The 25,788-nt window shown below is 60.5% G+C and carries 26 protein-coding genes; 13 read left to right on the forward strand and 13 right to left on the reverse strand.

The window, feature by feature from the left end; translation table 11 throughout:
- Positions 1–67: 67 nt before the first annotated feature.
- Positions 68–1,552, forward strand: a complete 1,485-nt coding sequence (locus ARCT_RS0116555; protein ID WP_027241064.1) for an inorganic phosphate transporter — start codon at positions 68–70, stop codon at positions 1,550–1,552.
- Positions 1,553–1,611: 59 nt separating this feature from the next.
- On the opposite strand, the gene ARCT_RS0116560 is transcribed toward ARCT_RS0116555, so the two are convergent.
- The 4 genes from ARCT_RS0116560 to ARCT_RS0116575 all read right to left on the reverse strand — a co-directional run bounded on the left by ARCT_RS0116560 (position 1,612) and on the right by ARCT_RS0116575 (position 5,598).
- Positions 1,612–2,649 carry a 2-dehydropantoate 2-reductase gene (locus tag ARCT_RS0116560; protein ID WP_036785054.1) on the reverse strand — a complete coding sequence of 346 codons (1,038 nt, stop codon included), beginning with the start codon at positions 2,647–2,649 and terminating at the stop codon, positions 1,612–1,614.
- Positions 2,646–3,194, reverse strand: a complete 549-nt coding sequence (locus ARCT_RS0116565) for an isochorismatase family protein (RefSeq protein WP_240476330.1) — start codon at positions 3,192–3,194, stop codon at positions 2,646–2,648. The genes ARCT_RS0116560 and ARCT_RS0116565 overlap by 4 nt, the downstream gene beginning before the upstream one ends.
- A gap of 179 nt (positions 3,195–3,373) precedes the next feature.
- Positions 3,374–4,300 (reverse strand): ornithine carbamoyltransferase, encoded by a 927-nt coding sequence (gene argF, locus ARCT_RS0116570; protein ID WP_027241067.1) that lies wholly within the window; start codon positions 4,298–4,300, stop codon positions 3,374–3,376.
- A 92-nt stretch (positions 4,301–4,392) separates the two neighbouring features.
- Entirely contained in the window at positions 4,393–5,598 is a 1,206-nt protein-coding gene (locus ARCT_RS0116575) for an aspartate aminotransferase family protein (protein WP_027241068.1), read from the reverse strand.
- A 355-nt stretch (positions 5,599–5,953) separates the two neighbouring features.
- Here ARCT_RS0116575 and ARCT_RS0116580 point away from each other — a divergent pair, with 355 nt between their 5' ends.
- The gene (locus ARCT_RS0116580; protein WP_036785997.1) at positions 5,954–6,871 is read left to right on the forward strand and encodes a DMT family transporter; all 918 of its coding nucleotides are present in this window, start codon (positions 5,954–5,956) and stop codon (positions 6,869–6,871) included.
- On the opposite strand, the gene ARCT_RS0116585 is transcribed toward ARCT_RS0116580, so the two are convergent.
- Entirely contained in the window at positions 6,861–7,691 is an 831-nt protein-coding gene (locus tag ARCT_RS0116585) for an ABC transporter permease (RefSeq protein ID WP_051360831.1), read from the reverse strand. The two genes, ARCT_RS0116580 and ARCT_RS0116585, sit on opposite strands and share 11 nt — an antisense overlap.
- A gap of 161 nt (positions 7,692–7,852) precedes the next feature.
- Here ARCT_RS0116585 and ARCT_RS0116590 point away from each other — a divergent pair, with 161 nt between their 5' ends.
- Entirely contained in the window at positions 7,853–8,443 is a 591-nt protein-coding gene (locus ARCT_RS0116590) for a GcrA family cell cycle regulator (RefSeq protein ID WP_027241071.1), read from the forward strand.
- A 626-nt stretch (positions 8,444–9,069) separates the two neighbouring features.
- Here ARCT_RS0116590 and ARCT_RS0116605 read toward each other — a convergent pair.
- Positions 9,070–9,585: a YHS domain-containing (seleno)protein gene (locus ARCT_RS0116605; RefSeq protein WP_027241073.1), complete on the reverse strand. Its 516-nt coding sequence runs from the start codon at positions 9,583–9,585 to the stop codon at positions 9,070–9,072.
- A 296-nt stretch (positions 9,586–9,881) separates the two neighbouring features.
- Between ARCT_RS0116605 and yghU the strand changes: the two genes are divergently transcribed.
- Positions 9,882–10,763, forward strand: coding sequence for a glutathione-dependent disulfide-bond oxidoreductase (gene yghU / locus ARCT_RS0116610; RefSeq protein ID WP_027241074.1), 882 nt, complete (start codon positions 9,882–9,884; stop codon positions 10,761–10,763).
- Positions 10,764–11,038: 275 nt separating this feature from the next.
- On the opposite strand, the gene ARCT_RS0116615 is transcribed toward yghU, so the two are convergent.
- A complete protein-coding gene (locus ARCT_RS0116615; protein WP_027241075.1) occupies positions 11,039–11,845 on the reverse strand; it encodes an SseB family protein in 807 nt (268 codons plus the stop codon).
- The gene (locus ARCT_RS0116620; protein ID WP_027241076.1) at positions 11,842–12,432 is read right to left on the reverse strand and encodes a uracil-DNA glycosylase family protein; all 591 of its coding nucleotides are present in this window, start codon (positions 12,430–12,432) and stop codon (positions 11,842–11,844) included. Before ARCT_RS0116620 ends, ARCT_RS0116615 begins: the two co-directional genes overlap by 4 nt.
- A 386-nt stretch (positions 12,433–12,818) precedes the next feature.
- On the opposite strand from ARCT_RS0116620, the gene ARCT_RS0116625 reads away from it, so the two are divergent.
- Genes ARCT_RS0116625 through ARCT_RS0116640 form a run of 4 tightly spaced genes read left to right on the forward strand, consistent with a single transcriptional unit; the run spans position 12,819 to position 17,533 of the window.
- Complete coding sequence (locus ARCT_RS0116625; RefSeq protein ID WP_027241077.1) at positions 12,819–13,478, forward strand: ABC transporter ATP-binding protein; 660 nt, start codon at positions 12,819–12,821, stop codon at positions 13,476–13,478.
- Positions 13,456–15,177: a capsule biosynthesis protein gene (locus ARCT_RS0116630; protein WP_027241078.1), complete on the forward strand. Its 1,722-nt coding sequence runs from the start codon at positions 13,456–13,458 to the stop codon at positions 15,175–15,177. The genes ARCT_RS0116625 and ARCT_RS0116630 overlap by 23 nt, the downstream gene beginning before the upstream one ends.
- Before the next feature lie 3 nt (positions 15,178–15,180).
- The gene (gene kdsA, locus ARCT_RS0116635) at positions 15,181–16,014 is read left to right on the forward strand and encodes a 3-deoxy-8-phosphooctulonate synthase (RefSeq protein WP_027241079.1); all 834 of its coding nucleotides are present in this window, start codon (positions 15,181–15,183) and stop codon (positions 16,012–16,014) included.
- Positions 16,015–16,036: 22 nt separating this feature from the next.
- Positions 16,037–17,533: a phosphomannomutase/phosphoglucomutase gene (locus ARCT_RS0116640; protein ID WP_027241080.1), complete on the forward strand. Its 1,497-nt coding sequence runs from the start codon at positions 16,037–16,039 to the stop codon at positions 17,531–17,533.
- A gap of 288 nt (positions 17,534–17,821) precedes the next feature.
- Here the strand turns inward: ARCT_RS0116640 and ARCT_RS0116645 are convergent, their stop codons facing one another.
- Entirely contained in the window at positions 17,822–19,762 is a 1,941-nt protein-coding gene (locus ARCT_RS0116645; protein ID WP_027241081.1) for an AsmA family protein, read from the reverse strand.
- Between the two features lie 321 nt (positions 19,763–20,083).
- Between ARCT_RS0116645 and rimO the strand changes: the two genes are divergently transcribed.
- On the forward strand, positions 20,084–21,487 hold the full coding sequence (rimO, locus tag ARCT_RS0116650) for a 30S ribosomal protein S12 methylthiotransferase RimO (RefSeq protein WP_027241082.1): 1,404 nt from the start codon (positions 20,084–20,086) through the stop codon (positions 21,485–21,487).
- Positions 21,488–21,721: 234 nt separating this feature from the next.
- Positions 21,722–21,967: a CDGSH iron-sulfur domain-containing protein gene (locus tag ARCT_RS0116655; protein ID WP_027241083.1), complete on the forward strand. Its 246-nt coding sequence runs from the start codon at positions 21,722–21,724 to the stop codon at positions 21,965–21,967.
- Between the two features lie 124 nt (positions 21,968–22,091).
- On the opposite strand, the gene ARCT_RS0116660 is transcribed toward ARCT_RS0116655, so the two are convergent.
- The 3 genes from ARCT_RS0116660 to ARCT_RS0116670 all read right to left on the reverse strand — a co-directional run bounded on the left by ARCT_RS0116660 (position 22,092) and on the right by ARCT_RS0116670 (position 23,139).
- The gene (locus ARCT_RS0116660) at positions 22,092–22,370 is read right to left on the reverse strand and encodes a DUF6455 family protein (RefSeq protein WP_027241084.1); all 279 of its coding nucleotides are present in this window, start codon (positions 22,368–22,370) and stop codon (positions 22,092–22,094) included.
- A gap of 45 nt (positions 22,371–22,415) precedes the next feature.
- On the reverse strand, positions 22,416–22,724 hold the full coding sequence (locus tag ARCT_RS0116665; RefSeq protein ID WP_027241085.1) for a DUF6455 family protein: 309 nt from the start codon (positions 22,722–22,724) through the stop codon (positions 22,416–22,418).
- Between the two features lie 79 nt (positions 22,725–22,803).
- Entirely contained in the window at positions 22,804–23,139 is a 336-nt protein-coding gene (locus tag ARCT_RS0116670; RefSeq protein WP_036786000.1) for a YigZ family protein, read from the reverse strand.
- Between the two features lie 359 nt (positions 23,140–23,498).
- Here ARCT_RS0116670 and ARCT_RS0116675 point away from each other — a divergent pair, with 359 nt between their 5' ends.
- Entirely contained in the window at positions 23,499–23,750 is a 252-nt protein-coding gene (locus tag ARCT_RS0116675) for a hypothetical protein (protein WP_027241087.1), read from the forward strand.
- A 108-nt stretch (positions 23,751–23,858) separates the two neighbouring features.
- On the opposite strand, the gene ARCT_RS0116680 is transcribed toward ARCT_RS0116675, so the two are convergent.
- Positions 23,859–24,140, reverse strand: coding sequence for a DUF167 domain-containing protein (locus ARCT_RS0116680; RefSeq protein WP_027241088.1), 282 nt, complete (start codon positions 24,138–24,140; stop codon positions 23,859–23,861).
- Between the two features lie 232 nt (positions 24,141–24,372).
- Here ARCT_RS0116680 and ARCT_RS0116685 point away from each other — a divergent pair, with 232 nt between their 5' ends.
- Positions 24,373–24,966 (forward strand): nitroreductase family protein, encoded by a 594-nt coding sequence (locus ARCT_RS0116685; protein ID WP_027241089.1) that lies wholly within the window; start codon positions 24,373–24,375, stop codon positions 24,964–24,966.
- Entirely contained in the window at positions 24,963–25,655 is a 693-nt protein-coding gene (locus ARCT_RS0116690) for an EI24 domain-containing protein (RefSeq protein WP_027241090.1), read from the forward strand. Before ARCT_RS0116685 ends, ARCT_RS0116690 begins: the two co-directional genes overlap by 4 nt.
- The last annotated feature ends 133 nt before the right edge of the window (positions 25,656–25,788 follow it).

Below are 25,788 nucleotides of genomic sequence, written 5' to 3' on the forward strand. Positions count from 1 at the left end.
TCAGCTTGCCTCATCCGGCGGGCTCACTTAGTGCGTCCCCAAACTGCCTGCCAAAGGGACGATCATTGTGAGCACCCCATCAGACGACGCCAATCACCACGAAACGCTTGACCGGGACTTGCACCGGTTTTCGCACCTTGAATCCGCAACCCAATATGTCGCCCGCCCCATGGTCGCCCCCGGTATCGCCCTGGTGTTCATGGTTTTGGCCGGCCTTGGGGCTGCCATGCTCTTTGGGGGAAGCCAGACCAATCTGATCGTGGTGGCTGCTGCAGTCTTTGGTGCCTATATGGCGATCAATATCGGCGCCAATGACGTGGCAAACAACATGGGGCCGGCAGTGGGTGCCAATGCGCTCACCATGGGTGGCGCCATCGTCATCGCCGCCGTGTTCGAAAGCGCCGGCGCGCTCCTGGCGGGCGGCGACGTGGTCTCCACCATCTCCAAGGGCATCATCGACCCGCAGGTGGTCGCCACCTCGGAAATTTTCATCTGGGCCATGATGGCCGCGCTGGTCTCTTCGGCGCTTTGGGTCAACCTTGCCACCTGGATTGGGGCGCCGGTCTCCACCACACATTCGGTTGTTGGCGGCGTCATGGGCGCAGGTATTGCCGCGGCTGGCTTTGCCGCGGTGAACTGGGCAACCATGGGCAAGATCGCCGCCAGCTGGGTGATTTCGCCACTTCTGGGCGGTCTTGTCGCCGCCCTGTTCCTGGCCTTGATCAAAGCAAAGATCATCTATCAGGACGACAAAATCGCCGCCGCACGGCGCTGGGTGCCAGTTCTGGTCGGCATCATGGCTGGTGCCTTTGCCTCCTATCTGGCTCTGAAAGGTCTGAAACGTATCATCAAGATTGACCTGCAGACGGCTTTGTTGATCGGTACCATGATTGGGGCGCTGGCCTATGTCATCACTGCCCCGCTGATCCGGCGCCAGTCCGAGGGCATGGAGAACCGCAACAAATCCCTGAAGGTTTTGTTCCGGATCCCGCTGGTCATTTCCGCCGCGCTGCTGTCCTTTGCCCATGGGGCCAATGATGTGGCCAATGCGGTTGGCCCGCTGGCTGCCATCGTACATGCCTCCGAGTTTGGCGACTTTGCCTCCAAGGTGGCGATCCCCACCTGGGTCATGGTTATTGGCGCCTTTGGGATTTCCTTTGGTCTGTTCCTGTTTGGCCCCAAGCTGATCCGCATGGTCGGCAGCCAGATCACCAAGCTGAACCCGATGCGCGCCTTCTGCGTGTCGCTTTCGGCTGCGATCACGGTGATTGTCGCCAGCTGGCTGGGGCTGCCGGTTTCCTCGACCCATATTGCGGTTGGGGCAGTCTTTGGTGTTGGCTTCTTCCGCGAATGGCATCACGAGCGCCGCTCGCGTCAATCCGCCGTGAGCCGCCCGGTAGAAAAACGCATCGCCCCTGAAGAACGCCGCCGCCGCAAGTTGGTCCGGCGCAGCCACTTTATGACCATTGCCGCCGCCTGGGTGATCACAGTGCCCGCCGCGGCGCTGCTGTCTGGCTGCATCTATCTGTTGCTGGCAACTCTCACCCAATAACCCACCCGAGGGTCGCGTCAGGGTTGCCCCGGGGTCATCTCAGCGAACCTGGACCAAAACTAGATCTGGCCGGGCTGCAGTTTTGGCAGCCCGGTCTTTTTCATTTCCGCCTGCCGGATCAATTGTATCACCACATCGCAAACTGGCGTGGCCACACCATGGGCCAGGCCCAGGCGCTGGATTTCACCCTGCAGCGCATCCACTTCGGTGATCCGCCCCTGCAGCAGATCCTGCGCCATAGAGCTGCGCGCGGCTGGATCAATTGTCAGCATCTGCGCCGCAATCCGGGTAAACGCCCAATTGGGCAGGCGCAGGATATGCGGGATTGTCCAGGCTGGCAGCGGTGTCGTCGACACAGGCCGCAGGCCAGCCGCCCGCATCACCCGCAGGGCCTCGGACATCTGATCGGCCATCAGCCGACGCCAGGCACGGCTTTGCAGCTGCGTCTTCAAAGGCAGACCAGAGAGAGCATTCAAGGCGTTGTTGAGATTGATCAGTAACTTGCCCCATTGCACCCCGGTTATATCCGGGGTCTCACCCACCGGCAGCCCCGGCGCCGTCAGAAACCTGGCCCAATGCCCGCTACCTTCGGCAATCAGGATCTCTCCGGAGGAGGCCCGGTGATATCCGGGCAGCACTGCTGCGCCCTCTGCCGCTTCAGGGGGGTCTGCGGGCACCACGTTAAAGGGCACCATCGCGGCACGCAGATCCCGCCCCGGCAACATCTGGCGCAGCAGGTCCACATTTGTCACCCCATTCTGAAAGCTGAGCACCGGCGCATTTGGGGGCGCATATTGCGCAATCAACTGCCCCATCGCCGCGGTGCCATTTGACTTCACCGCAACAACCACCAGATCGGCCTCTGCCAGCACCGCCGGGTCTTCGCTACAGCGCAGCTGCCGCGCCTCAACCCGCTGATCTAGCCCCGCGTAATCCGTCAGCCGCAGACCGCGCTGCGCAATGGGCCCCAGGATGCGGCCACGCCCCAGCAAAGTGACGCTATGCCCCGCTGCCGCCCAGAGCCCGCCGCAAAAGCAGCCAATAGCACCGGCACCGGCAATCACGATACGCAGCGATCTCCCGCCCGGGCGGCTCATGCCGCAACGGGTAGTCGGGCAAGAACCTCTTGGGTGGGCAATACGTCTCCAAATCCCGCAGCCAGAGAGGAAAGCGTCACCTCCAGCACCACCTCGGCATCCAGATCACCACCTTTGCGGGCGGGCATGGCAAAGGCGATCAGCGCGTCTTCGACCACCGCAACGCCAAAGCCCAGATTGGCCGCAGAGCGCGCGGTGGAATTGACACAGAAGGCCGCAACGCCCCCCACAATCACCAGATTGCGGATGCCACGGGCCTGCAACGCCTCTGCCAGCCCGGTACCGACAAAGCCAGAGGAACCGGTTTTCCAAAACACCGTCTCCCCCTCCTGGGGCTGGGCGCAGGGCATTGGCTGGCCCGAGGGCAGATCGCGGCGAAATTTGCTCTCGGCCCGTGGATCATCATGCATCACATGCAGCACCGGCAGGCCAGCACCGCGAAAACCCGCCATAAGCTGGGCAATGTTGTCTTCGGCATCCGGGGTGGCACGCGGGCGCCCTGCCGCGGTGGCATTTGCCATCTCCATCTGCATATCAACACTCAAGAGGGCCCAGCCTTGGTCCATCTGCTGCGGTTGATCGGTGCTCACAATAAAACCCTCGCGCTAAACTGAATAACGCGAGGGTTGCAGAAGTTTTTCAAAATGACCAGTCCCCAGTCGTGCCCAAGGCACGCGCATGCGGCGTCTGGGACACCGGCCAATGGGTCAAGGACAGCGCCGGGTTAAACCCCGAGACACCAGCGCATGACGGCCTTTTGCGCATGCAGGCGGTTTTCGGCCTCGTCAAAGATCACCGACTGCGGACCATCCATCACCGCCGAGGTCACCTCTTCTTCGCGGTGGGCTGGCAGGCAATGCATGAACAAGGCGTCGGGTTTGGCATGGGACATCAGCTCCTCATTGACCTGATAGGGGCGCAGCATGTTATGGCGCCGCTCTTTCGAGGACTGGCTGTCATGCATGCTGACCCAGGTATCGGCCACCACCAGATCGGCGCCCTCAACCGCTTTAAACGCATCGCGCTCGATCACCACTTTGGAGCCAGCCTTGCGGGCCAGACCAACAAATTCCTCTTCCGGGTCCAGCTGCGACGGGCCGGTAAAGGTGAGGTCAAAACCAAATTTGGCCGCCGCATGCAAAAAGGAGGCGCAAACATTGTTGCCGTCGCCGGCCCAGACGACCTTTTTGCCTTTGATCGAGCCGCGTTGTTCCTCGTAGGTCTGGATATCGGCCATGATCTGGCAGGGGTGGGTGCGGTCAGTCAGGCCATTGATCACCGGCACATCGGCATATTCTGCCATCTCATGCAGGACGGCTTCGTCAAAGGTTCGGATCATGATCAGATCCACATAGCGCGACATCACCCGCGCAGTATCGGCAATGGTCTCGCCGTGGCCCAACTGCATGTCCTTGCCCGAAAGCACCATGCTCTGGCCACCCATCTGCCGCACCCCGACATCAAAGGAAATGCGGGTCCGGGTTGAGGGTTTTTCAAAAATCAGCGCCACCATCTGGCCCGCCAGCGGCTGTTCATCGTCAGCCATGCCCTTGGGGCGGCCCTGACGGGCCAGTTTCATCACCTTTGCCTGGTCGATAATGCCGTGCAGATCTTCGCTGCTGGTTGTATGAATATCAAGGAAGTGGTTCATATCATGTCGCTTTTTGGTTACGTACCGGGGCAGAAAAAATTGCGGGGGCTGCCTGTCCCCGCCCCCCCGGTACTATATGGGGAAGATGAAACTCAGTCCTGAGTAACTTGGGCCTGACTGGCCAGGCTTTGCTCTACCTGAGTGGCGGCCTTGTCCAGGCGGGTAATGGCCTCGCCAATGTCCTCATCGCTGAGGGTCAGAGGCGGCAGGAGACGGATCACATTATCGGCTGCAGGCACCGTGATGACCGCGTTGTCATACCCCGCCTGCACGACATCCATATTCGCCGCCTTACATTTCAGCCCCAGCATCAGTCCAGCGCCGCGCAGCTCTTCAAACACCTCTGGGTGGGCGGCCACCAGCCCCTCCAGCCGTTGGCGAAACAGGCCTGCGCGACGGTTCACATCCGCCAGGAAACCCGGTGCCATCACCTCTTCGATCACCGCACAGCCAACGGCGCAGCCCAGCGGGTTGCCGCCATAGGTCGAGCCATGGGTGCCAGCGGTCATGCCGGACGCGGCCTCTTCGGTGGCCAGAACCGCGCCCAGGGGGAAGCCACCGCCGATGCCCTTGGCCACCATCATGATGTCGGGGATGATGCCAGCCCATTCATGGGCAAAGAGCTTGCCGGTCCGGCCAACGCCGCATTGCACCTCATCCAGGATCAGCAGGATGCCCTTGTCGTCGCAGATCTGGCGCAGCGCCTTGAGCTCGGCATCCGGCACCGGACGAATACCGCCCTCGCCCTGTATCGGCTCGATCAGCACCGCCGCGGTTTGATCCGTTATCGCATTGGTCAGCCCGTCCATGTCGCCAAAGGTGAGATGCACAAAGCCCGGCAGCAGCGGGCCAAAGCCCTTGACCATCTTTTCCGTGCCTGCCGCGGCAATACCCGCAGAGGAGCGACCGTGGAACGACCCGTCAAAGGTGATGATCTCAACCCGTTCGGGCTGGTCTTTCTCATAGAAATACTTGCGCGCCATCTTGACCGCCAGCTCGCAGGCCTCGGTGCCGGAGTTGGTGAAAAACACTGTATCGGCAAATGTGTGCTCCACCAGCAGATCCGCCAGCTTTTCCTGCTGCGGGATCCTGTAGAGGTTGGAGACATGCCAGAGGTTCTGGGCCTGGGTGCTCAGCACCTCGACCAGTTTGGGATGGGCATGGCCCAGCGCGTTGACAGCGATGCCCGAGCCCAGATCCAAAAATCGGCGCCCGTCCGCCTCGAACAGCCAGGAACCTTCGCCTTTTACGAACTCAAGCGGAGCACGGTTATAGGTGGGCAGTACGGACGGGATCATTGGATCATCCTTTTTGGAAAGTTAAGGCCAAAGCAGTGCATGAGCCGGGCCTGAGGGTCAATAATGAGAGGTTGGTTTTGTGCCATTACGCCGCAAAAGCGCACAGGCCATAGATCAAACGCGCCAGATTACGCCAATCGGCGTCGGCGTCGCAACAAGGGGATATGTGTAGCTTTGATCATAGTTGGGCTCCATATCGGAGCATTTGGCAAAAAGAAACCCCTTTTGCCACCAAAATCCGACATTATGTCCTTGCCATCGCAGTGAAGCCCCCCGGCCTTAACTCTCCCCCTGGCCACTCGCCTTGCTGTAATAGATCTTGCAAATGCGCGGCAAGCAGCGCAGCAGGGACCACATGAGCATCACCCCCACACAGAACCCGCCGCTTGCGGCGGCCCTGATTATCCTGGCCACCGTTTTTATTGCCGCGACCACGCTATTGGCCAAGGCGCTGGGAACCGAGGCATTGGGACCACCCCTGCATCCTTTGCACATCAGCCAGGGGCGGTTTTTATTTGCCTTCGTGGTGATTTCCATGGCCGTGGCGGGGCTGCGGTTCAAACTGCGCCCACCACAGTGGCGGCTGCATATCGGGCGGACCAGCTGTGGCTGGATGGGCATCACGCTGATGTTCGCCTCGGTGGCCTATATCCCGCTGGCGGACGCCACCGCGATTGCCTTTTTGAACCCGGTTTTTGGTATGTTGCTGGCAATTCCCTTGCTGGGCGAACGGGTTGGCCGCTGGCGTTGGGGCGCGGCCGGCCTCGCCCTGGTGGGGGCCATGATCCTGTTGCGACCAACGCCGGACAGTTTTCAACCTGCCGCGCTTTTGGCACTGGCGGCTGCGGCCATCATGGGGCTGGAGCTGATATTTATCAAAAAGCTCGCAGGGCGCGAACGCCCGCTGCAGATTTTGTGGTTCAACAATGCCTTGGGGATGATGATTGCCAGCGCAGCAGTGGTGCCGGTCTGGCAGGCGCCCACTGCGCTGCAATGGGCGGCATTGGCCGCACTTGGCACCCTGATGGCCTGTGCCCAGGCCTGTTTTGTCAATGGCATGGCCCGGGCCGATGCCTCATTTGTGGCACCTTTCAGCTATGCGACGCTGATCTTTGCCACGCTGTATGATTTCTTTGGCTTTGGCGTGATCCCGGATTGGATCACCCTCATCGGCGCCGCCGTTATCCTCTCGGGGGCGGCGATTCTAGCCTGGCGTGAGGGGCGGCGGTCCCCTATGGAACAGCCTGTGAAACAGGTCGCACTCAAGCCTTGAGACGATAGCCGCTGCGCAGCATCGCCCAGGCCAGCAGGCAAATGGCAAAACTCGCTCCGGCGCAGATCGTCATGCCAATAAAAGGCGCCCCATCCGAGGTGCCGATCATGCCATAGCGCAGCCCGTCAATCAGGTAGAACACCGGATTCACCTGCGCCAAAGCATGCAGAACAGGCGGCAGCGCATCAATCGAATAGAAGGTGCCGGACAAAAATGCCAAGGGGGTGACGATAAAATTGGTGATCGCCGCCATCTGGTCAAATTTATTGGCAAAAATCCCGGCAACAATGCCAAGCCCCCCCAGGAACAAAGCCCCCAGAACGATAAATGCAAGGGCAATCAACGGATGCGCCGGAATGATCTGCAACGCCAAAGCCAGGCCCGCTGCGATCCCGCAGGCCACCATGGTGCCGCGCACAACGGCTCCGGCAAGATAGCCCAGCAAGATCTCCAAACCGGACAGCGGCGGCATCAGCGTATCAACGATATTGCCCTGCACCTTGGAAATCACCAGCGAGGAAGAGGTATTGGCAAAGGCGTTCTGGATCACTGTCATCATCATGATGCCCGGAGCGAGAAAATGCAGAAAGGGCACCCCCATGACATCGCCGCGTTTGGGACCAATGGCGAGGTTGAAGATCAGCAAAAACAGGGCCGCTGTCACCAGTGGCGCCAGCAGGGTCTGCGTCCAGACCACCAGAAACCGGGTAATTTCGCGCTGTGCCAGCGTTTGCAGCCCCAGCCAGTTCACCCGTCCAAACCGGCGCGCGCCGAGTGCATTCTGATAGCCCACCTGGCCGTTTGCCGCTTGCTCAGACATGATTTCCCCGCGTTTGTTGTGCTTTCACTGCATAGCGCTTGGGTTCTGAGGCGCAAGGTCTCTTGTAACTCTCTGCCCATTGACTAAGATAGGGACCTGAATACGGAACTCGATGGCGGCCGCAGGATTCTGGGGCCGCTATTAGCTTGGAAAGGCAACAGATGTCCTGGACAGACGATCGCGTCGAATTGCTCAAGAAGATGTGGGGCGAAGGTCAGTCGGCCAGCCAGATCGCAAAAGAACTGGGTGGGGTGACCCGCAATGCTGTGATTGGCAAGGTGCATCGCCTCGGCCTGTCCAACCGCGCCACCAATGGCGCCAAGGCCGCAGCCGAACCAAAAGAAAAGCCCGCAGCGGCCGCCAAACCGGCGCCCAAGCCCAAACCGCAGCCCAAGACCGAGCCTGCGCGCCCGATCACCCCGGCGCCTGCGGCAACACCTGCGTCGGATGCGCGGCCAATGGTGCCCGCGCGCAAACAGATCATCCCCGCGGGTCAACCGCTGCCACCGCAGCCCTCGGCCAACGAGATCAGCCCCGAGGCCCTGGCCAAGGTCAATGAGATCGAAAAGAAGGCCAAGAAGCTGTCGCTGATGGAACTGACCGAGCGCACCTGCAAATGGCCCGTTGGCGACCCCGCAACCGAGGATTTCTGGTTCTGTGGTCTGCCCGTGCAACAGGGCAAACCCTATTGCGAGGCCCATGTCGGCGTCGCCTTCCAGCCAATGAGCGCACGCCGCGATCGCAAACGGTAGCAGGCAGTCGCACTGGCAACAGATTTAAACCTTCAAGCCCTGCTCCTTTTTGGTGCGGGGCTTTTTTGAATTTGGTGCGGGGCTTTTTTAAAATTCACGCGTTAAACTGCACAGCCATCGTCAGAGAACTACCCATCAGAGGTCTACCCAAGGGGGACCCGCCTCGGGTGAGGCGTCTAAAAGAGACCTTTGACTGCCACCCGTTATACTTTGGCTTCTATGAAAACATGTTTGAGGAAACCTCACTTGCCTCCTTGATCGACGTCTTGGGGATCGCGCTTCCCGACCTGAATGTGAACCAAAAATTAAATGTTCCCAATATCCTAGAGCCCCCCGAAGGGCAGGCTGCTGAGTGTCGATCATTCTACAACGGTCTGTATGACTATTGCCGATCCGAAGTCCCTGTTTCGCAAACGCTGTGGAATTAGGCGCCAGGCCAGCCACCAACCAGGCCAGCCACCAACCTGGCCTCCGCCACACTGGCTGCGACACTGGCTGCGACACTGGCCGTCATAATCTGCGCCCAGATCGGGTGAGGAGGCCCCTGACCCCAGCGCGGTGCCAAGGTCAGGACCAGTTACAGAAAATCAGACCCGGTCAGTGCACAGGTGGTCAGTGCGCTGGGGTCAGTGGTCAGGTGCGCTGGAGGTGAAATTCGGGATGGGATTGCTCGAAGCCTCCTTGGGCTCGATATCCGTCCAGTTGCCTTCGGCAAGGCTGATGTTTCCGGGAATATCCTCTTCCCAAAAACCAACGACGTTTTTGGTAATGTTGAGGTAGAGCCGATCGTCAACAATCCGCCAGAGGTTGGGGTTGCCGGGCACCTTGCCCCCCTTGGAGACACCATAGGCGCAGTGACCATCGTATTGCGGCACAAAATACGCAGGGTTCTCAAGAAATTTTGCCCGGTTTTCTGCGCTGGCAAAGGCAAACTTGGCCCCATTGTATTCCGCTGTGGTATCCGCCCGCCCCGGCACTGCCGCCGCCTGTGGCTGCCCAACGGCACTCTGATCCAGGCTGCGATAGGCAACCACATCATAGCCAGACACCGCATAGCCCGTCTGGTCGACAAACTGTGGCCCGGCAAAGACTGGCAGACCAAAACTGATGGCCGCAAGGGCGGCAAATGCAAATCGCTTCATCTGTATCATTCTCCTGAGTTAAATCGCCGCCTGGTCTCAGGCGGCTGGATCATCGGGCTGGCTCTGACCCACAGCCCCGTTGAAAACCAAACTAGCCCGTTGTGCACAGCCGCGAAACGGGGCTCACGTGACTGTGTTTGAACAGCGCAATTGCGTGAACGCGCAAAAAGTTGATGGGTTCAGACCTTCCAGTCATTGGAATTTTGAACAAAGCCCCTATTCTCAGTAGACATCGCGCATGGGCGCTGGGCGTCGCGCGCCTCTTGACACCACTAGAAAAGACAGGGCTCCTCCAGATGAGTGATACAACCTACACCCCACCGCAGGTTTGGACTTGGGAAAAGGACAACGGTGGGCGGTTTGCCTCGATCAACCGTCCAATTGCCGGGGCAACCCATGACAAGGAGCTGCCTGTGGGCAAGCATCCGTTCCAGCTCTATTCCCTGGCCACGCCCAATGGGGTCAAGGTCACGGTAATGCTGGAAGAACTTCTGGCAAAGGGCCATTCGGGCGCCGAATATGATGCCTGGTTGATCAATATCGGCGAAGGCGACCAGTTTGGCTCTGGCTTTGTGGCGGTCAACCCAAACTCCAAGATCCCCGCCCTGCATGACCTGAGCGGCGCGGCGCCGCTCAGGGTGTTTGAATCCGGCTCCATGCTGGTGCATCTGGCCGAGAAATTTGGCGAGTTCCTGCCCAAGGAAGGCGCGGCACGCACCGAGGTGATGAACTGGCTGTTCTGGCAGATGGGCAGCGCGCCTTATCTGGGCGGTGGCTTTGGCCATTTCTACGCCTATGCGCCGGAAAAGTGGCAATATCCCATCGACCGCTTCTCCATGGAGGTCAAACGCCAGCTTGACGTTCTGGACCGGCAGCTGGCCGAGAACAGGTTTATCGCAGGCGACGACTACAGTATCGCCGATATTGCCATCTGGCCTTGGTACGGCCAGCTGGTGCTGGGGCGGCTTTATGAGGCGGCTGAGTTCCTGGATGTGGAAAGCTATACCCATGTGATGCGTTGGGCCAAAGAGATCGACGCCCGCCCCGCGGTCAGTCGTGGCCGCATGGTGAACCGGTCCTTTGGCGCGTTGCATACCCAACTGCGCGAGCGCCACGACGCAGGTGATTTTGACAGCCGGACCCAGGACAAGCTGGAACCTGCCGAAAGCGACAGCTGATCAAGGCAAGGGAGCGCTCCCGCCCCCAGGCCCCTATTGGCCAATGCCAATAGGGGCAGCTGGCGTTGGGCCCGGCACTGCGCGCAAGCGCGCAGTGCTGTAGCGAAATCCGGCAAAGCATTGCGCGCTGGCGCTTTTGTTGAAGAGATCAACGCGCCATCCCCACGCGCGCGCCGCGCCTTGCGCGGCGCTGGGCCCAACGGGAAGAGCCCTGCAAGGGGCGATGACGGGCGGGAGCCCCCCCCCTTTTTTTGTCTTTTTCTTCTGAGACGGGATTATTTCAGGATCGGAGGCTTCTCTGGGTCGCTGCCAGGAATGACCGGCTGATAGATCTTTGGCTCTTCCAGCTTGGGCAGATCAAATCGCAATCCGACACGTGCCAGGCTTGCGGCCATCGGGTCTGAGGCTGCAAAAAATCCAACATCCAGCGCGCCGGCCTCGATCCCGGAAAAGGTCAAGGCTTCGCTCACCGCCTGCGCCAGCGCCGCCTCGGCCTCTGGCTGTGCCGCAACAAAACCCAGCAAATGCCCTTGCCCGCCCCCCGTGTAGCGCAGCGACACCAGATAGGCCGCCGCAGCCAGTCCGGCAGCTGTTGCCAGTTTGGCATCCAGAGCCGTCAGCAACACTTCTGGCAGCCCGGCCGGCGGCAGTAGCTCTTTGATCGCGGCTTCCACCTGATCAGGTGCATTCTGCAGGGTCTCCTGCAGCCACCCCACCGCCTCCGAAGCCAGCAGCGTCGACGAGGGCGCCACCTCCAGGTTCACGCCCAGACCAATGCCCTGCCCGGCCAGCATTTCAACCACGCCGCGCCCGGCAAGCCCGGCATAGGGCACCGCGCCCCCGGCAAATTGCGCCAGCCGCTCTTCGCGGTCGAACACCAGAGCAAAACACCCATCGGGGGTTTCAAACAGCTCTGGTGAGATCCTGTCGCCTTCCGGCTCTTTGCTCAGCATCATGAACAGCTCGCTATCGGCCAGGCGTTCATAAAACCGCAGCCGCGCCGCACCATCCTCCGGAGCCTCCTGCATCTGCGCATGGGCCCGGTCCAGCGGGGTGATTTCCTCAGGGGGTGTCGCACTCATTTCATCAGCTCCTTTACCCGCCCACGAAGCACTGGCAACAGCTCGGCTTCGAACCAGGGGTTTCGTTTCAGCCACCCGGTATTGCGCCAAGAGGGATGAGGCAAGGGAAAGACGCGCGGCGCATGGTCCCGCCAGGCCGCCACCCGGTGGCCAACCGGCATTTTGCCGCCCAGATGGAAGGCCTGGGCAGGGCCGCCAATTGCCAGGGTCAGCGCCACATGTGGCAGGCTCTGCATCACCCGCTCACGCCAGGTTCTGGCACAGATGGGCGGTGGCGGCAGGTCGGCTTTCTGGGCGGTATAGCCGGGAAAGCAAAACCCCATGGGTACAATCGCCACCCGGTCCCGGTCATAAAACTCCGCCTCCCCAAGCCCCAGCCAGTGCCGCAGCCGGTCCCCGGAAGGGTCGGTAAAAGGCCTGCCGCTATTGTGGACCCGCAACCCAGGCGCCTGACCGGCGATCAGGATTCGCGCCGAAGAGGCAAACCAGGCGATGGGGCGCGGCTGATGCTGGGTATGCGTCGCGGCAAACCGGTCCGCACAGATCCTGCAAGCGCGGATCTCTTCACATAGTTTTTCTACCTGCACATTTTTGCTCCCCTGATCCCTCTGGTCGTGTCCTGCCCAGACATGTCCAGGCCTGGCCCCGGCCCTGTCCACCCCTGGCCAGCCCTGTTGCATCAAGTCGAAACCTCACCCCCGCCATTGCAGCCATTGTTTCCAAAACAAAAACAGTTAGAAAGCAGGCGCTGAGATCGTTTCCGGACATATGGGCATCGGTTTTCACCAGAATGGTTAATCAATCCTTGAAGATTTATGCCACAATTCGACATAATAAAGCCAAAATAGGACCCCATACCCTTAACAATCTTAGGATATTCCAGAAACGCAGAGGATCCGGCCGTCCCCATGGCTGCCAGACACTCCGCCGAATACCACCCTTCTGGGCAACAGATGAAAAACCGGAACAAGCAATGCTTGAGTTTGAAAATGTCAGCAAGTCCTTCTGGACTGGAAGTCAGCGCAAGGTCATTCTTGACCGGGTGTCCTTTCGGGTTGAGCTGGGCAAATCGCTTGGCATCCTGGCTCCAAACGGCACTGGCAAGACAACGCTCATCAATATGATGGCTGGTCTGGAAAAACCCGACGAAGGTGAAATCCGTCGCGGCTGTAAAATCTCCTTTCCGCTGGGTTTTATGGGCGGCGTGGTCAATCGGCTTTCGGCACTGGCCAATGCCCGCTACATTGCCAATCTCTATGGGCTGGATCCCGACTATGTTGAGGCCTATTGCCGTTGGCTCTGTGGCTTAGGTGAATATTTTGACCAGCCGCTGGGCACCTATTCCTCTGGGATGCGGGCCCGGTTCAGCTTTTCGCTGATGCTGGCCTTGGATTTTGATGTCTACCTGATTGATGAAGGCATGCCGAGCACCACGGATGTGGAGTTCAACAAAAAAGCCGGGGCGATCCTGCAGGAACGCCTGCAGACCACAACCATCATCATCGTCTCGCACCAGGCCAAGACCCTGGAAAAATTCGCCCGCTCCGCCGCAGTTCTGCTGGATGGGCAACTCAATATGTTTGAAACCTTGGAAGAAGCGAAGCAGCTCTATGACTATCAAACCCAAGGCTAAGAAGTTCAGAATTCGCCGCAGCCCGGCCGCTCCTGATGCCGGACCCGGAGGCGAGGCTGCAGCTGCACGCCCTGTACCAGCACCCGATATGCACAGCAGTGCAAGCGCGGCCAGTGCCTCGGCTCAGCCACAGCCACAGCACTCAAACGCCGCTGCGCAGGCAGCGCCAGCGGCCGACAAGTCGCCACAGTTCGGCAGCCAGACAGGTGACCCGTCCGGCGCCCTGTCCGGGCAGGTGAGCTCGGCGCGCGAAACCCGTCTGGAAACAGATATCGACGCCATCCGCCAAGAGGGGCTCACCGGGCGCCAGCTGCGCATGGCGCGGCGCGTGGCGCAAAAACATGATCTGCCTGCAACCTCGGATTTTGATGCGGTTCGCCTGCTGCGTGAAAAGGGCATAGATCCCTTCAAGCGCGCCAATATGCTGGAACTGGTGGTGCCTCAGAACAAGGCACAGCCCGACAACACCCCGGCAGTGGGCCAGAACGTGCAACTGCCCCAGACTGTGCCTGCGGCAAAAATCAACTTGCCCTCGACCGAACTCAGCCCCGCCGAGCGACGCCAGCACGAGATTTCGGAAATGCAGCGCGCGATCGCTGGACGGCGTCGGCGCAAGCTGGTTCTGCTCATGGCCCGCCTGGCCTTTTTTGTCCTGCTGCCGACCCTCATCACCGGCTATTTCTTTTATGCGGTTGCCACCCCGATGTATGCGACCAAATCCGAATTCCTGGTGCTCAAGGCCGATGGCGCCGGCGCGGTCAGCAGCTTGCTGAGCGGCACCCAGTTTGCCACCAGCCAGGACTCCATCGCCGTACAGGGCTATCTCCAATCCAAGGGGGCCATGCTGCGGCTGGAAAGCGAAATGGGGTTCAAGACCCACTTCAGCCAGGATTGGATCGACCCCATTCAGCGGCTCGACCCCAATGCGACCAATGAACAGGCCTACAAGATCTACAAGCGCAACGTCAAAATCGGCTATGACCCCACCGAAGGTGTGGTACGCATGGAAGTCTCTGCCGCAGATCCCGAGATTTCTGCCGAGTTTTCCCGCCGTCTCATCAGCTATGCCCAGGACGAGGTGAATCACCTGTCCGAACAAAAGCGCTCTGATCAGGTCAGCGAAGCTGAGGCGGCTTTGGAACTGGCGGAAAACAAACGCCGTGAGGCGCAGCGGCATCTGGTAGAGCTGCAACAGGACGGCATGGTGCTGGACCCGGAAGGCGTCATCCTGTCGCTGCGGTCGCAGATCAACACCTTTGAAATGCAGGTGCAGCAAAAGGAGCTGGAACTGGCAGCCCTGTTGGACAACACCCGCCCCAACCGCGCCAAGGTTGCAGGCGTCGAGGCCGACATCAATCGTCTGAGCGAAGTGATCAAACGGCTGAATGACCGGATGACCGATGCCTCGGAAGGCGAAAACTCGCTTGCCAATCACCGGGTCCAGATCCAGATGGCCCAGGCCGATCTCGCCACCCGTGATCTGATGCTGCAATCCGCCTTGCAGCAAGTGGAATCCACCCGCATGGAGGCCAACCGCCAGGTCCGGTATCTGACCACCGCCGTTGCCCCCGTTGCCAGCGAAGAAGCCAGTTATCCGCGCAAGTTCGAAAATACGATTTTGGCATTCCTGATTTTTTCCGGTATCTACCTGTTGTGTTCACTCACAGCATCCATTCTCCGGGAACAGGTTTCGTCGTAAGTCATGAAAAACATCCAAGTCGCCAACCTCACCATTGGCAATGATCGCCCCCTGACCATTCTTGCCGGCCCCTGCCAGCTGGAGAGCGCAGATCACGCCCAGATGATCGCCGGCACCCTGAAAGAGGCCTGCGACAAGGTTGGTGCGCAATATGTCTTCAAGGGTTCGTACGACAAGGCCAACCGTACCTCGATCAACGCCAAACCCGCCCTGGGGATGGAAAAAGGTCTGCAGGTGCTGCAATCGGTCAAGGATACAATTGGCGTGCCGGTGCTGACCGACATTCACGAGGCAGACCATTGTGACCCGGTTGCCCAGGTGGTTGACATCCTGCAGATCCCGGCCTTTTTGTGCCGCCAGACCTCGCTTTTGCTCGCGGCCGGGCGCACCGGCGCGGTGATCAATGTCAAGAAGGGCCAGTTTCTGGCGCCCTGGGACATGCCCAATGTGGTGGCCAAGATCGAAAGCACCGGCAACACACGCATCATGCTGACCGAGCGCGGCGTTTCTTTTGGCTACAATCGCCTTGTGGTCGACATGCAAAGCCTGCCGGAAATGGCCCGCACCGGCTATCCGGTGGTGATGGATGCCACCCATGCCGTGGCCCAGCCCGGCGGATTGGGCGGCGCCTCGGGGGGGCAGCGCGAATTTGCGCCGGTCCTGGCGCGCGCAGCAGTCGCAACCGGCATTGCCTCCGTCTTTATGGAAACCCATCAGGATCCGGACAACGCCCCCTGTGACGGCCCCAATATGATTTACCTGGATCAGATGCCAAAGCTTATTGAGACATTGATGGCATTTGACGCCCTCGCCAAAGCCAACCCTATTTCGATCTGACCCCTCAAGGGACTATTTACCGATGAAAAAGCCAAGCTCCCCGGTGCAGCCAAACACCTGGAATTTTCTGCGCGACCCAATGATCGCTCCAACGGGGTTTCGCGAATATGACGCCCGCTGGAAATACCCCGAAGAGATCAACCTGCCCGGCATGACCGCTCTGGGTCTGGGCCTGGGAACGCAGATGTATCGCCGGGGCATTCCCCCGGTCATTGCCGTTGCCAATGATTACCGCGATTATTCCCTGGCCATCAAACAGGCGCTTATTTTGGGGCTGATGCAGGCGGGTATTCAGGTCAAGGACATCGGCCCGGCGGTGTCGCCCATGGCCTATTTCGCCCAGTTTCACCTGGACGTGCCTGCGGTCGCCATGGTCACCGCCAGCCACAATCCCAATGGCTGGACCGGCGTTAAAATGGGCTTTGAACGCCCCCTCACCCACGGCCCCGACGAGATGAGCGAATTGCGCGACATCGTGCTGAACGGCGACGGCGCGGCCCGCCCCGGTGGCTCTTACGAATTTGTCGATGGTGTCAAAGAGGCCTATCTTGACGATCTGGTGGGCGACTTCAAAATGACCCGCAAGCTCAAGGTTGTCTGCGCCACCGGCAATGGCACCGCCTCGGCCTTTGCGCCAGAGCTGTTTGAACGCATCGGCGTCGAAGTGGTGCCCAGCCACAACAGGCTGGACTACACCTTCCCCCACTACAACCCCAACCCCGAAGCCATGGAGATGCTGCACGACATGTCTGCCAGCGTCAAAGCCTCCGGCGCTGATATGGCGCTGGGGTTTGATGGCGACGGTGATCGCTGTGGCGTGGTGGATGACGAGGGCGAAGAGATTTTTGCCGATAAGGTTGGCGTCATCATGGCGCGGGATCTCAGCAAGATTTACCCCAACGCGATCTTTGTGGCCGATGTCAAATCCACCGGGCTCTTTGCCTCAGATCCGGAACTGATCAAAAACGGCGCAACGGCAGACTACTGGAAAACCGGCCATAGCCATATGAAACGCCGGGTCAAGGAAATTGGTGCCCTGGCTGGCTTTGAGAAATCCGGCCACTATTTCCTGGCCGAGCCCATAGGCCGCGGTTACGACTGTGGCATGCGCGTCGCCGTTGAAATCTGCAAACTGATGGACCGCAACCCGGAAATGTCGATGTCGGACCTGCGCAAGGCACTGCCCAAGACCTGGTCGACGCCCACCATGTCCCCCTATTGTGCGGACACCGAAAAATACGCAGTGCTGGACCGGCTGGTGGCCAAGCTGGTAGCCAAACACGAGGCCGGAGAGCTGCTGGCAGGCCACCGCATCAAAGAGGTGGTGACGGTGAATGGCGCCCGGGTAATCCTGGACAACGGCTCCTGGGGGCTGGTGCGCGCCTCTTCCAATACGCCCAACCTGGTTGTGGTCTGTGAAAGCTCTGACAGCGAAGACGAAATGCGCGCCATCTTTGCCGATATTGATGCTGTCATCCGCACCGAACCCCTGGTGGGCGACTACGACCAGACCATCTAAGGCTGGGCCTCTTCTCAACGAAGCCAAATGGTTTCCCCTGCCTTGCGGCAGGCGACCCGGGCCCGCCTAACGGCGGGCCCTTTTCCCTTTCAAACCTGTCTCGCCGTGAGGCGAGCCCATTGAGATACGGAAACCACAAAGAGATAAAAATGGCGAGAGACGGGAACCACCATACCAACAGGCGGGCGCCCCTTCCCCCGCGGACCTGTCTCGCCCCCCGGGGCGAGCCTATATGGCAAGGATACCCCCAGACAGGCGGTGTAAAATCCGGCCACAGCCAGGCAGTCCTCAATCCCTCCGCAGCAATCGCAGCAACTGATCCTTGGCCTCTTGCTCGATACGATCGCGGATCACCTGGTTGAGATCCTGTTCCGGGGTAACCTCCATATCCAGCTCCTCGCTGAGCTTTTCAATCACCCGGTCCTTGGCTTCCTGCTCCACCGCATCAATCTCTGGCTGCAGGGCGTTTTTCAAATCGGGGCGAATTTTGGGATCCGCCCAGGGGCCGGTGATCAGCACCGGAATGGTCAGCCCCGCCGCCCCATTGATCCCCGAAATCGTCGGCGTAAACCGGTAGTCCAGATCCTGCGCCCCTAGCCCAATCCGCCCAGTCCCTTCCGCACGGATCCCTTTCAGCGTCATAAGAAGGTCCTGGTTCACCAGATTACCCTTTTCAATGGTATAGCTGCCCGACAGCTGGTCAAACACGGTACTGCCGCCATTGCCCTGCCCCGAGCGCATCAGCTTTTCAAGGTCAAAGCCGGTAAAGAACCCCTTGCTGACCTCCAGCCAGCCCTTGCCCGACAGCGAGCGCATCAGCGCATCCAGACTGCCGCCAGAGGCCAGATACTCCAGCTCGCCCAGCGCCTCGCCATTCAACCGGTCATATCCGGCCAGCTGCCCCAGACCCTTCTCCAACCGGATGCGACTAAAACTGAGCTTGCCACCCGCAGAAAACCCGTTGCGGTTATTGGCCACCACCTGCCCCAGCACCTGACCACCAAACAGCGCCGCAGGCTGCAGTTTCAGCACCCCGCGGGACCGATCCAAAGACAGCGACAGCTTGCTGGCGCCAAACTCCAACCCAGCCGCCGACAGGCTGTCAAAACTCATCACTGCAGTGCCATTGGCCAGGGCCAAGGCCGAGGCGTCAATTGGCGCCTTTGACCAGCCCGAGGCAGCCGCCTCGCTGCCGTCACCCGCCGCCGCAGCCGTTGCGGCAGAGGTCAGACCAGGCACCGTCAGATTTCCCCCATTCAGCTGCGCCGTAAACTGCGGCACATCCGAGAACGCAATATCCAGGGCCCCTTCCAGCTTGTTGCCGTCCAGATCCAGCGCCATATCGCGCAGGGCCAGGCGTCCATCGGTGGTATAGGTGGCATCAGCACCGATCACCATCGCTTGCCCCAGCCCCTGCGGCAGCGCAATGCCGCTCTGGCCAAAGGCCGCCAGAAAGGCTTCCGTATCCGTGGTCTTTGCGGTGATCCGCCCCGTTGCAGCCCCGGTGAGATCCGCGCGCCCGTCAAAGCGCAGGCTGCCGCCGTCAGCCGCGACCGAAGCCCCCACCGAAGAGACCGCGCCGTTCAGGAAGTCCGCAAAGGTGCCCACCTCGGCCTGCACCTGCAAAGCTGCCCCCGCCGGTCTGAGGGTCAGATCAACATTCACCGTGCCACTGGGATCCGGCCAGCGCAGCACCATGTCAACCTTAGACATCTCCAGCGGCGCGCCCTGACGTGGCTGATAGCGCAGCGAGGCCCCGGTCAGGGTCAGCTTTTCGATACTGATCGGCAAAGCAGCCGCCTGGGTTTCCCCAGCCCCCGCCGCAGGGCTCGCCCCTTCGCCCTCACCACCCAGCACCCAGTTGCCCCGGCCATCCGCGCGTTCCGACAGGTTCAGATGCGGCAGCACCGCCGAGACCTCGGTCACCCGCACCTTGCCCCGCAGCAGATCCCCGGCAGAGATGCCAATCGACAGGCGCTCGGCGGTCAACATCGGCTCTGGCCCGGCCCAATCGGCATTGGACAGCGCCACCCCATCGGATTTCACCCCCAGCACCGGCCAAAGCGTAAAGCGCACCTTACCCTGAAACGTCAGCTTGCGGCCGGTCTGTGCCTCAATCTGGTCGGCGGCCAGCCCTGCAACCTTCTCGCCGGGGAGCATGAACAGCACCACAACCAAAACCACCAGCGTCGCGACCACCGCGCTCAAGATCCGCATAATCAGCTTCATCTGCCCACTCCTCCTGTCTTTTCCCCTGGCCTTAGGGGCTTACCACCAGCTTAGCCGCTCCACCCTTGGGCGCAATGCTTGACTGCGGCAAAGAGGTTCCGCTGCTGCGGTACACCTTGCAAGTGAGGGCCGCGCTTGACCTTGGGGAGGCGCGTAGCGCCTTCCCAGGGGGAAGGTCAGGCGCTGCCCGGCCTGTCGGCCGGGCGGTGGGTCCTCGCGAACTGACCAATGCACATGCGATGCACAAAAATGCACAAGGGAGGGACGCCACGAACCTCCGTTTTTCTTGCCTCGCGCCGCATTCCTGTTATATGCGCGATCATGACCAGCAATCCGCCAGACCTGCGCCCCGACCTCGCCCCCAAAGCCCTGATGGGCGATAGCCCCCGTGCCGGCCAGCCAACGCTTGGCATGGTCTCGCTTGGCTGCCCCAAGGCGCTGGTGGACAGTGAGCGCATCCTCACCCGGCTGCGGGCCGAGGGCTATGGCATCTCGCCCGATTACGCCGGCGCCGATGCGGTGATCGTCAACACCTGCGGCTTTCTGGATAGCGCCAAGGCCGAAAGCCTGGAGGCCATCGGCGAAGCCCTGAAGGAAAACGGCAAGGTCATTGTCACCGGCTGTCTGGGGGCCGAGCCCGACTACATTCGCGAACATCACCCGCGCATTCTGGCCGTCACCGGCCCGCATCAGTATGAGCAGGTGCTGGACGCCGTCCATGCCGCCGTGCCGGCTGATCCCCACCCCTTTATTGATCTGCTGCCTGCCACCGGCGTGCAGCTGACCCCGCGCCATTTCAGCTATCTGAAGATCTCGGAAGGCTGCAATCACAAGTGCAAATTCTGCATCATCCCCGATATGCGTGGGCGCCTGGCCTCAAGGCCCGCCCATGCGGTGCTGCGCGAGGCCGACAAGCTGGTCAAGGCAGGCGTACGCGAGCTTTTGGTGATCAGCCAGGATACCTCGGCCTATGGGCTGGACCGCAAATACGACGTGAACCCGTGGAACGGCGAAGAGGTCCGCAGCCATATCCTGGATCTGTCGCGCGAGCTGGGCAAGCTGGCCCCGGCGGATGAGCTGTGGATCCGGCTGCACTATGTCTATCCCTATCCGCATGTGCGTGATCTGATCCCGCTGATGGCGGACCCGGAGAATGCGCTGCTGCCCTATTTGGATATCCCCTTCCAGCACTCCCACCCGGATGTGCTGAAACGGATGGCGCGCCCCGCCCATACCGCCAAAACCCTGACCGAGATCGCCGCCTGGCGCGCGATCTGCCCCGATATCACCCTGCGCTCGACCTTTATCGTTGGCTACCCCGGTGAAACCGAGGCTGAGTTCCAGCACCTTCTGGACTGGATGGAGGAGGCCCAGCTGGATCGGGTGGGCTGCTTTAAGTACGAAAACGTCGATGGCGCGCGCTCCAACGCGCTGCCCGATCATGTGGGCGAAGACGTCAAGCAAGCGCGCTGGGAGCGCTTCATGGAGAAGGCACAGGCCATTTCCGAGGCCAAGCTGCAGGCCAAGGTCGGTCAGACCATGCAGGTCATCGTGGATGACATCGACGCAGAGGGCATCGCCACCTGCCGCACCAAGGCCGACGCGCCAGAGATCGACGGCAACCTGTTCATCGACGAGGGCACCGAAGCGCTATCCGTCGGGGATCTGGTCACTGTCGAGGTGGACGAGGCCGGAGACTACGACCTGTGGGGACAAATACAGTAGCGCGCCTGCACAGACACCTTAGTCTCTGACCTCTGCGCCGTGACCCTGGGTGTATGACCCTGAGTGTGTGACCCTGGGGGGGGCGGGCGCTCAGGTGCGTTTTGGCGGCAGCCTCAGCTCCTGATCCATGCCTTGTCTGGGCTTTTCTTCCAGTTTCCTGCTACGCTCTGCGCAGACCAACCATGCCGTACCTTCAGCCAGTATAATCACCCGCCAGGGAGAAAGACCCAAGCCATGTCAGATGAAATTCCCGTAATCGCCCAGAAGAGTCCTTTTGCCGTCGAAGTCACCGAAGGGAAAAGCTATTTCTGGTGCTCCTGCGGAAAATCGCAAAAACAGCCCTTTTGCGATGGCAGCCATAAGGGCAGCGCCTTTGCGCCAGTAAAATACACTGCGCAAAAGACAGGTAAGCTGTTCTTTTGCGGCTGCAAACACTCAGCCAAACAGCCGCTCTGTGATGGCAGCCACTCCGGACTATAGGGTCAGGCCCCGCACGGCGTGTTGAGCGCCGCGCGGGCAGTTGCTTCACCTGCGGCTTGCGCTCTCCATAGGCGTGATGCGCCACGCCTCAGCCTGTCCTGTTCGTGTTAGCCTGCTCGCGTTATTAGTTGGAGCCTGCCCGCAGGCGCAGCAGACGCGCGGCGTTGCAGCAATAGTCCGGGGGCTCAACCGATCCACCGGCGCCCGCTGCCCCGTCCTGCGTTTCGAGCCAGCGTTTGCAGCTTTCCGGCGCATCGCAGCCGCGACAGGAGGTGATCATCTCCGCCCAGTCCTCTGCGCTGATTTTGCCTGCTTCAAAAGCCTCGGCCAGATCCGTGCCAAGATGTTTGCCCATGCGGGCCATAAGCTGCAGATGCTGCATCGCGTCCCCAAGAGGGTGCATGAGAAAGCTCCTTTGTTTGCGACGGTTTGGCGCGCTGGCGCAGACCTAGACGACAGCTTCTTTCAGATACCCCAGCAGATCCCGGTTGCGGCAATAATCCGGTGCGGTGGCCAGATCAGCCGCCGCCAGCACGTCGCCCGCCAGACCGTTGCTCTTTGGACGGCCCCGCAACAGGGCCAGCCGCGCCGAGCACCGCACCGGATGGGCACATCGGCGACAGCGCAGCACCGCTTCTGAAATTTCGTCAAACGCCAAACGCCCCGCGATGGCCTCTTCCTGCAGATCCAGCCCCAGGGCCTGGCTCATGTGGTCAAACAGGGCTGCATGTGTCTTGAGGGTGGATTGCGCGCGCACAGAGAGACTCCTGCCAATGATGATGGGCAAAAACTATGAGAGCACGCCCCCGCCTGCTTTGATGCAAATCAACGCCTGTTCAGCCAGAGTGTTGATCCAGATAAGCCCGCACCGCATCCTGGACCCGGCGAAACCGGTCGCCCCCCAGCTTTTTACCGCCATACCAGCGCGTTACGACAATTACATGGTCTCGCAAACCTTCGCGTTCCAACATCCGCAAAATGACCATACCGGCACCGCTTTCGCCATCATCCGCCTTCAGCCCCCCGGTCGGCAGCAGCGCCGCCCAGGTGTTATGGGTGGCCTTGGCATAGCTGCGATCCCGTTTCAGACTTGCCAGCACCTGATCGACCTCTGCCCGCGAGGTGACCCTGGCACCACTCACCGCATAGCGCGAGCCCCGGTCCGTCAACACGACGCCAAGCTGGGTCACTGTCGGGGCCAGGGGAGCAGACTGGGGTGCAGACTGGGGTGCAGACTGGGGCGCAGACTGGGGCGCGGGAATGGCAGGGATATCGGATGAGGTCATCGTGGTGGGGGTCCGTTTGTCAAAGTCTATGGCTCCGCCCTCTTCATATCGGTCAATTCAGATCTGCACCAGCGGCAGCAGAGCGAAGGTCCAGCACCAGATGGCGCGCTCTTGATCTGCCCTCCTCGTCCGGGCGTTACAGGCAAATATGGGCCAAGGCCGTCAAGGCGCTACTCTGTTGAAAGAGGGCTGCTTTGTCACTGCAGCGCTTGCAAAGCTCCACGGATGGGGGCAGTCTGATGCTTATGTTTAGCATCGAACATGATTTTGATTGCACCATTGTTACCCTTGTCGACGAAGGGGAACACCCGCTGTTGGAAGATCTGACGCTGCATGCCTTTGCAGAATGCGTGACCATCGAACAATTGGATACACGCACCGATCAGGTACAGAAAATCACCCTTTCCTATACCCAGGTCCGCGATCTGGCTGCGGCCCTGGATCTGCCAGAAGGCGTCTATCGGCTGGTGCCGGACGAGGCAAAAGACCAAACCTAAAGCAGTGCGACCAAAGTGCCTGCCCCAATCATGCGGCAGGCAACCCCGTCTGACTCCAGTCCGGACTGGTGTCAGTCCTGACTGGTGTCAGTTCTGGCCAGACAGGGGTCAGCCGCTCCCCGTGTAAACAAAGACCTTGTTGCGCGATGTTGCCCCTTGGTGCAGCTCCAGCTTTGAGGCTGCCACCCCCATGGCCTTGGCCAGAAGGCTGCGCACAGCTTCGGTGGCCTTGCCATTTTCGGGAACGCAGGTAACGGTCACCTTCAACCCGGTCTCAGACTGCAAAATAGCATTGGCTGCCGCCTTCGGCGTCACTTTGACCGCGATCTTCGCACCGGTGACGGCCAGATCGGAAAGGTCTGGCAGGTTTTTTCTCTTTGGCTTGCCCATGTTGTCACTGTTGCCTGTTGATCGTCCGATTGGCCACAGGAAAATTCCCCGGCAGCGCGTGAAACCCAGGCTCCACCCCCGGCCCAAGGCCGCCCCGCCGCCCCGCGCGGCATCAAAAATCGGGACCAAAGGACGAGAGTTGGCAAAAACTGAGCTACAGCGCCCCTCTGCCCCTTGAATTATCACCGCCGGGTGTTGAGATTGGCCCCATTGATGTAAAAAGGCTTTACATATGACCACAGACTCCCAGACCCAGGCCAATGACGCAGCTCTGGACTTTCTCTTGTCGCGCCGCTCTCGCCCCGCCAAAACGCTGATTGCCCCGGCCCCCACCCGCGCAGAGCTCATGCCGCTCCTCACTGCGGCGGCGCGGACGCCGGACCATGGCATGCTGACACCCTGGAGGTTTGTGGTCATCGAGAAGGCAGCCATGCCCCGATTGGCAGCGCTGACCGAGCAGGCCGGCGCCCGGTTGGGCAAATCAGAGGCAGACATCGTCAAGGCCCGTAGCCAGTTTGATCTCGGCCAGTTGGCCGTGGTGGTTGTCGAGGTGCAAAAAGAAAGCGCAAAAATTCCCGCCATCGAGCAGAGCTACAGCGCCGGGGCGGTCTGCCTTGCGCTGCTCAATGCGGCCCTTGCCTCGGGCTGGGGGGCCAATTGGCTGTCGGGCTGGGCCAGCCATGATCCTGTGTTCTGCCAACAGGGTTTTGCCCTGCAAGAGAATGAGCGCGTGGCCGGGATCGTACATATCGCCACCCAAAGCACCACGCCCCCCGAGCGCCCGCGCCCGGAGCTTTCAGATCTGACCACTTGGATGCAGAAATGATTTTTGACGCCTTTTTCAAAACCCTGAATCAGATCACAGATCCGCGCTTTCTACGGGTGTTCTTTCTTGGCATCGGCTTGACCCTGGCGCTTTTGATCGGGGCCACCGTTGGCTTTCTGCTGCTGGTTCAATGGCTGACCTCGGCCACGGTAGACCTGCCGCTGATTGGCGAGGTCACCTGGCTTGATGATCTGTTCTCTGCCGGGTCGGTTCTGTTGATGATGGTCCTGTCGATCTTCCTGATGGTGCCTGTGGCCTCGGCCATCACCTCGATGTTTCTGGACGAGGTGGCACAGGCGGTTGAGGACAAACATTTCCCCCATCTGCCACAGGTCGCGCCCGTGCCCCTGTGGTCAGCGATAAAGGACACGGTGAATTTTCTGGGCGTCTTGATCGGCGCCAATACTCTGGCGCTGATCCTGTATGTGATCTTTACCCCTGCTGCGCCCTTTATCTTTTGGGCGCTGAATGGCTATCTCTTGGGGCGCGAGTATTTCACCCTCGCCGCCAGCCGCCGTGTCGGGCCGGTTGAAGCCAGAAAACTCTGCCGCAAACACACCGGGACGATCTGGATGGCCGGTATTTTGATGGCGATGCCGCTGTCTATCCCGCTGCTGAACCTGGTGATCCCAATCCTTGGGGCTGCCACCTACACGCATCTGTTTCATGCGCTCTGGCGTCATGGCTAACCCCGGCGCCGCAGTCTTTTGCTTGCACGCCCTCTGTCAAATTGCGGCAACGGCACAAATCAGCCCCGCCAAGCTCTCCCGCGCCCGCAGGTGCCTCGGCTTCACCGCCGCCCCTTTGCGGCCTTGGGCCCGG

It is taken from the genome of Pseudophaeobacter arcticus DSM 23566 (assembly GCF_000473205.1).
Taxonomy (GTDB): Bacteria; Pseudomonadota; Alphaproteobacteria; order Rhodobacterales; family Rhodobacteraceae; genus Pseudophaeobacter; species Pseudophaeobacter arcticus.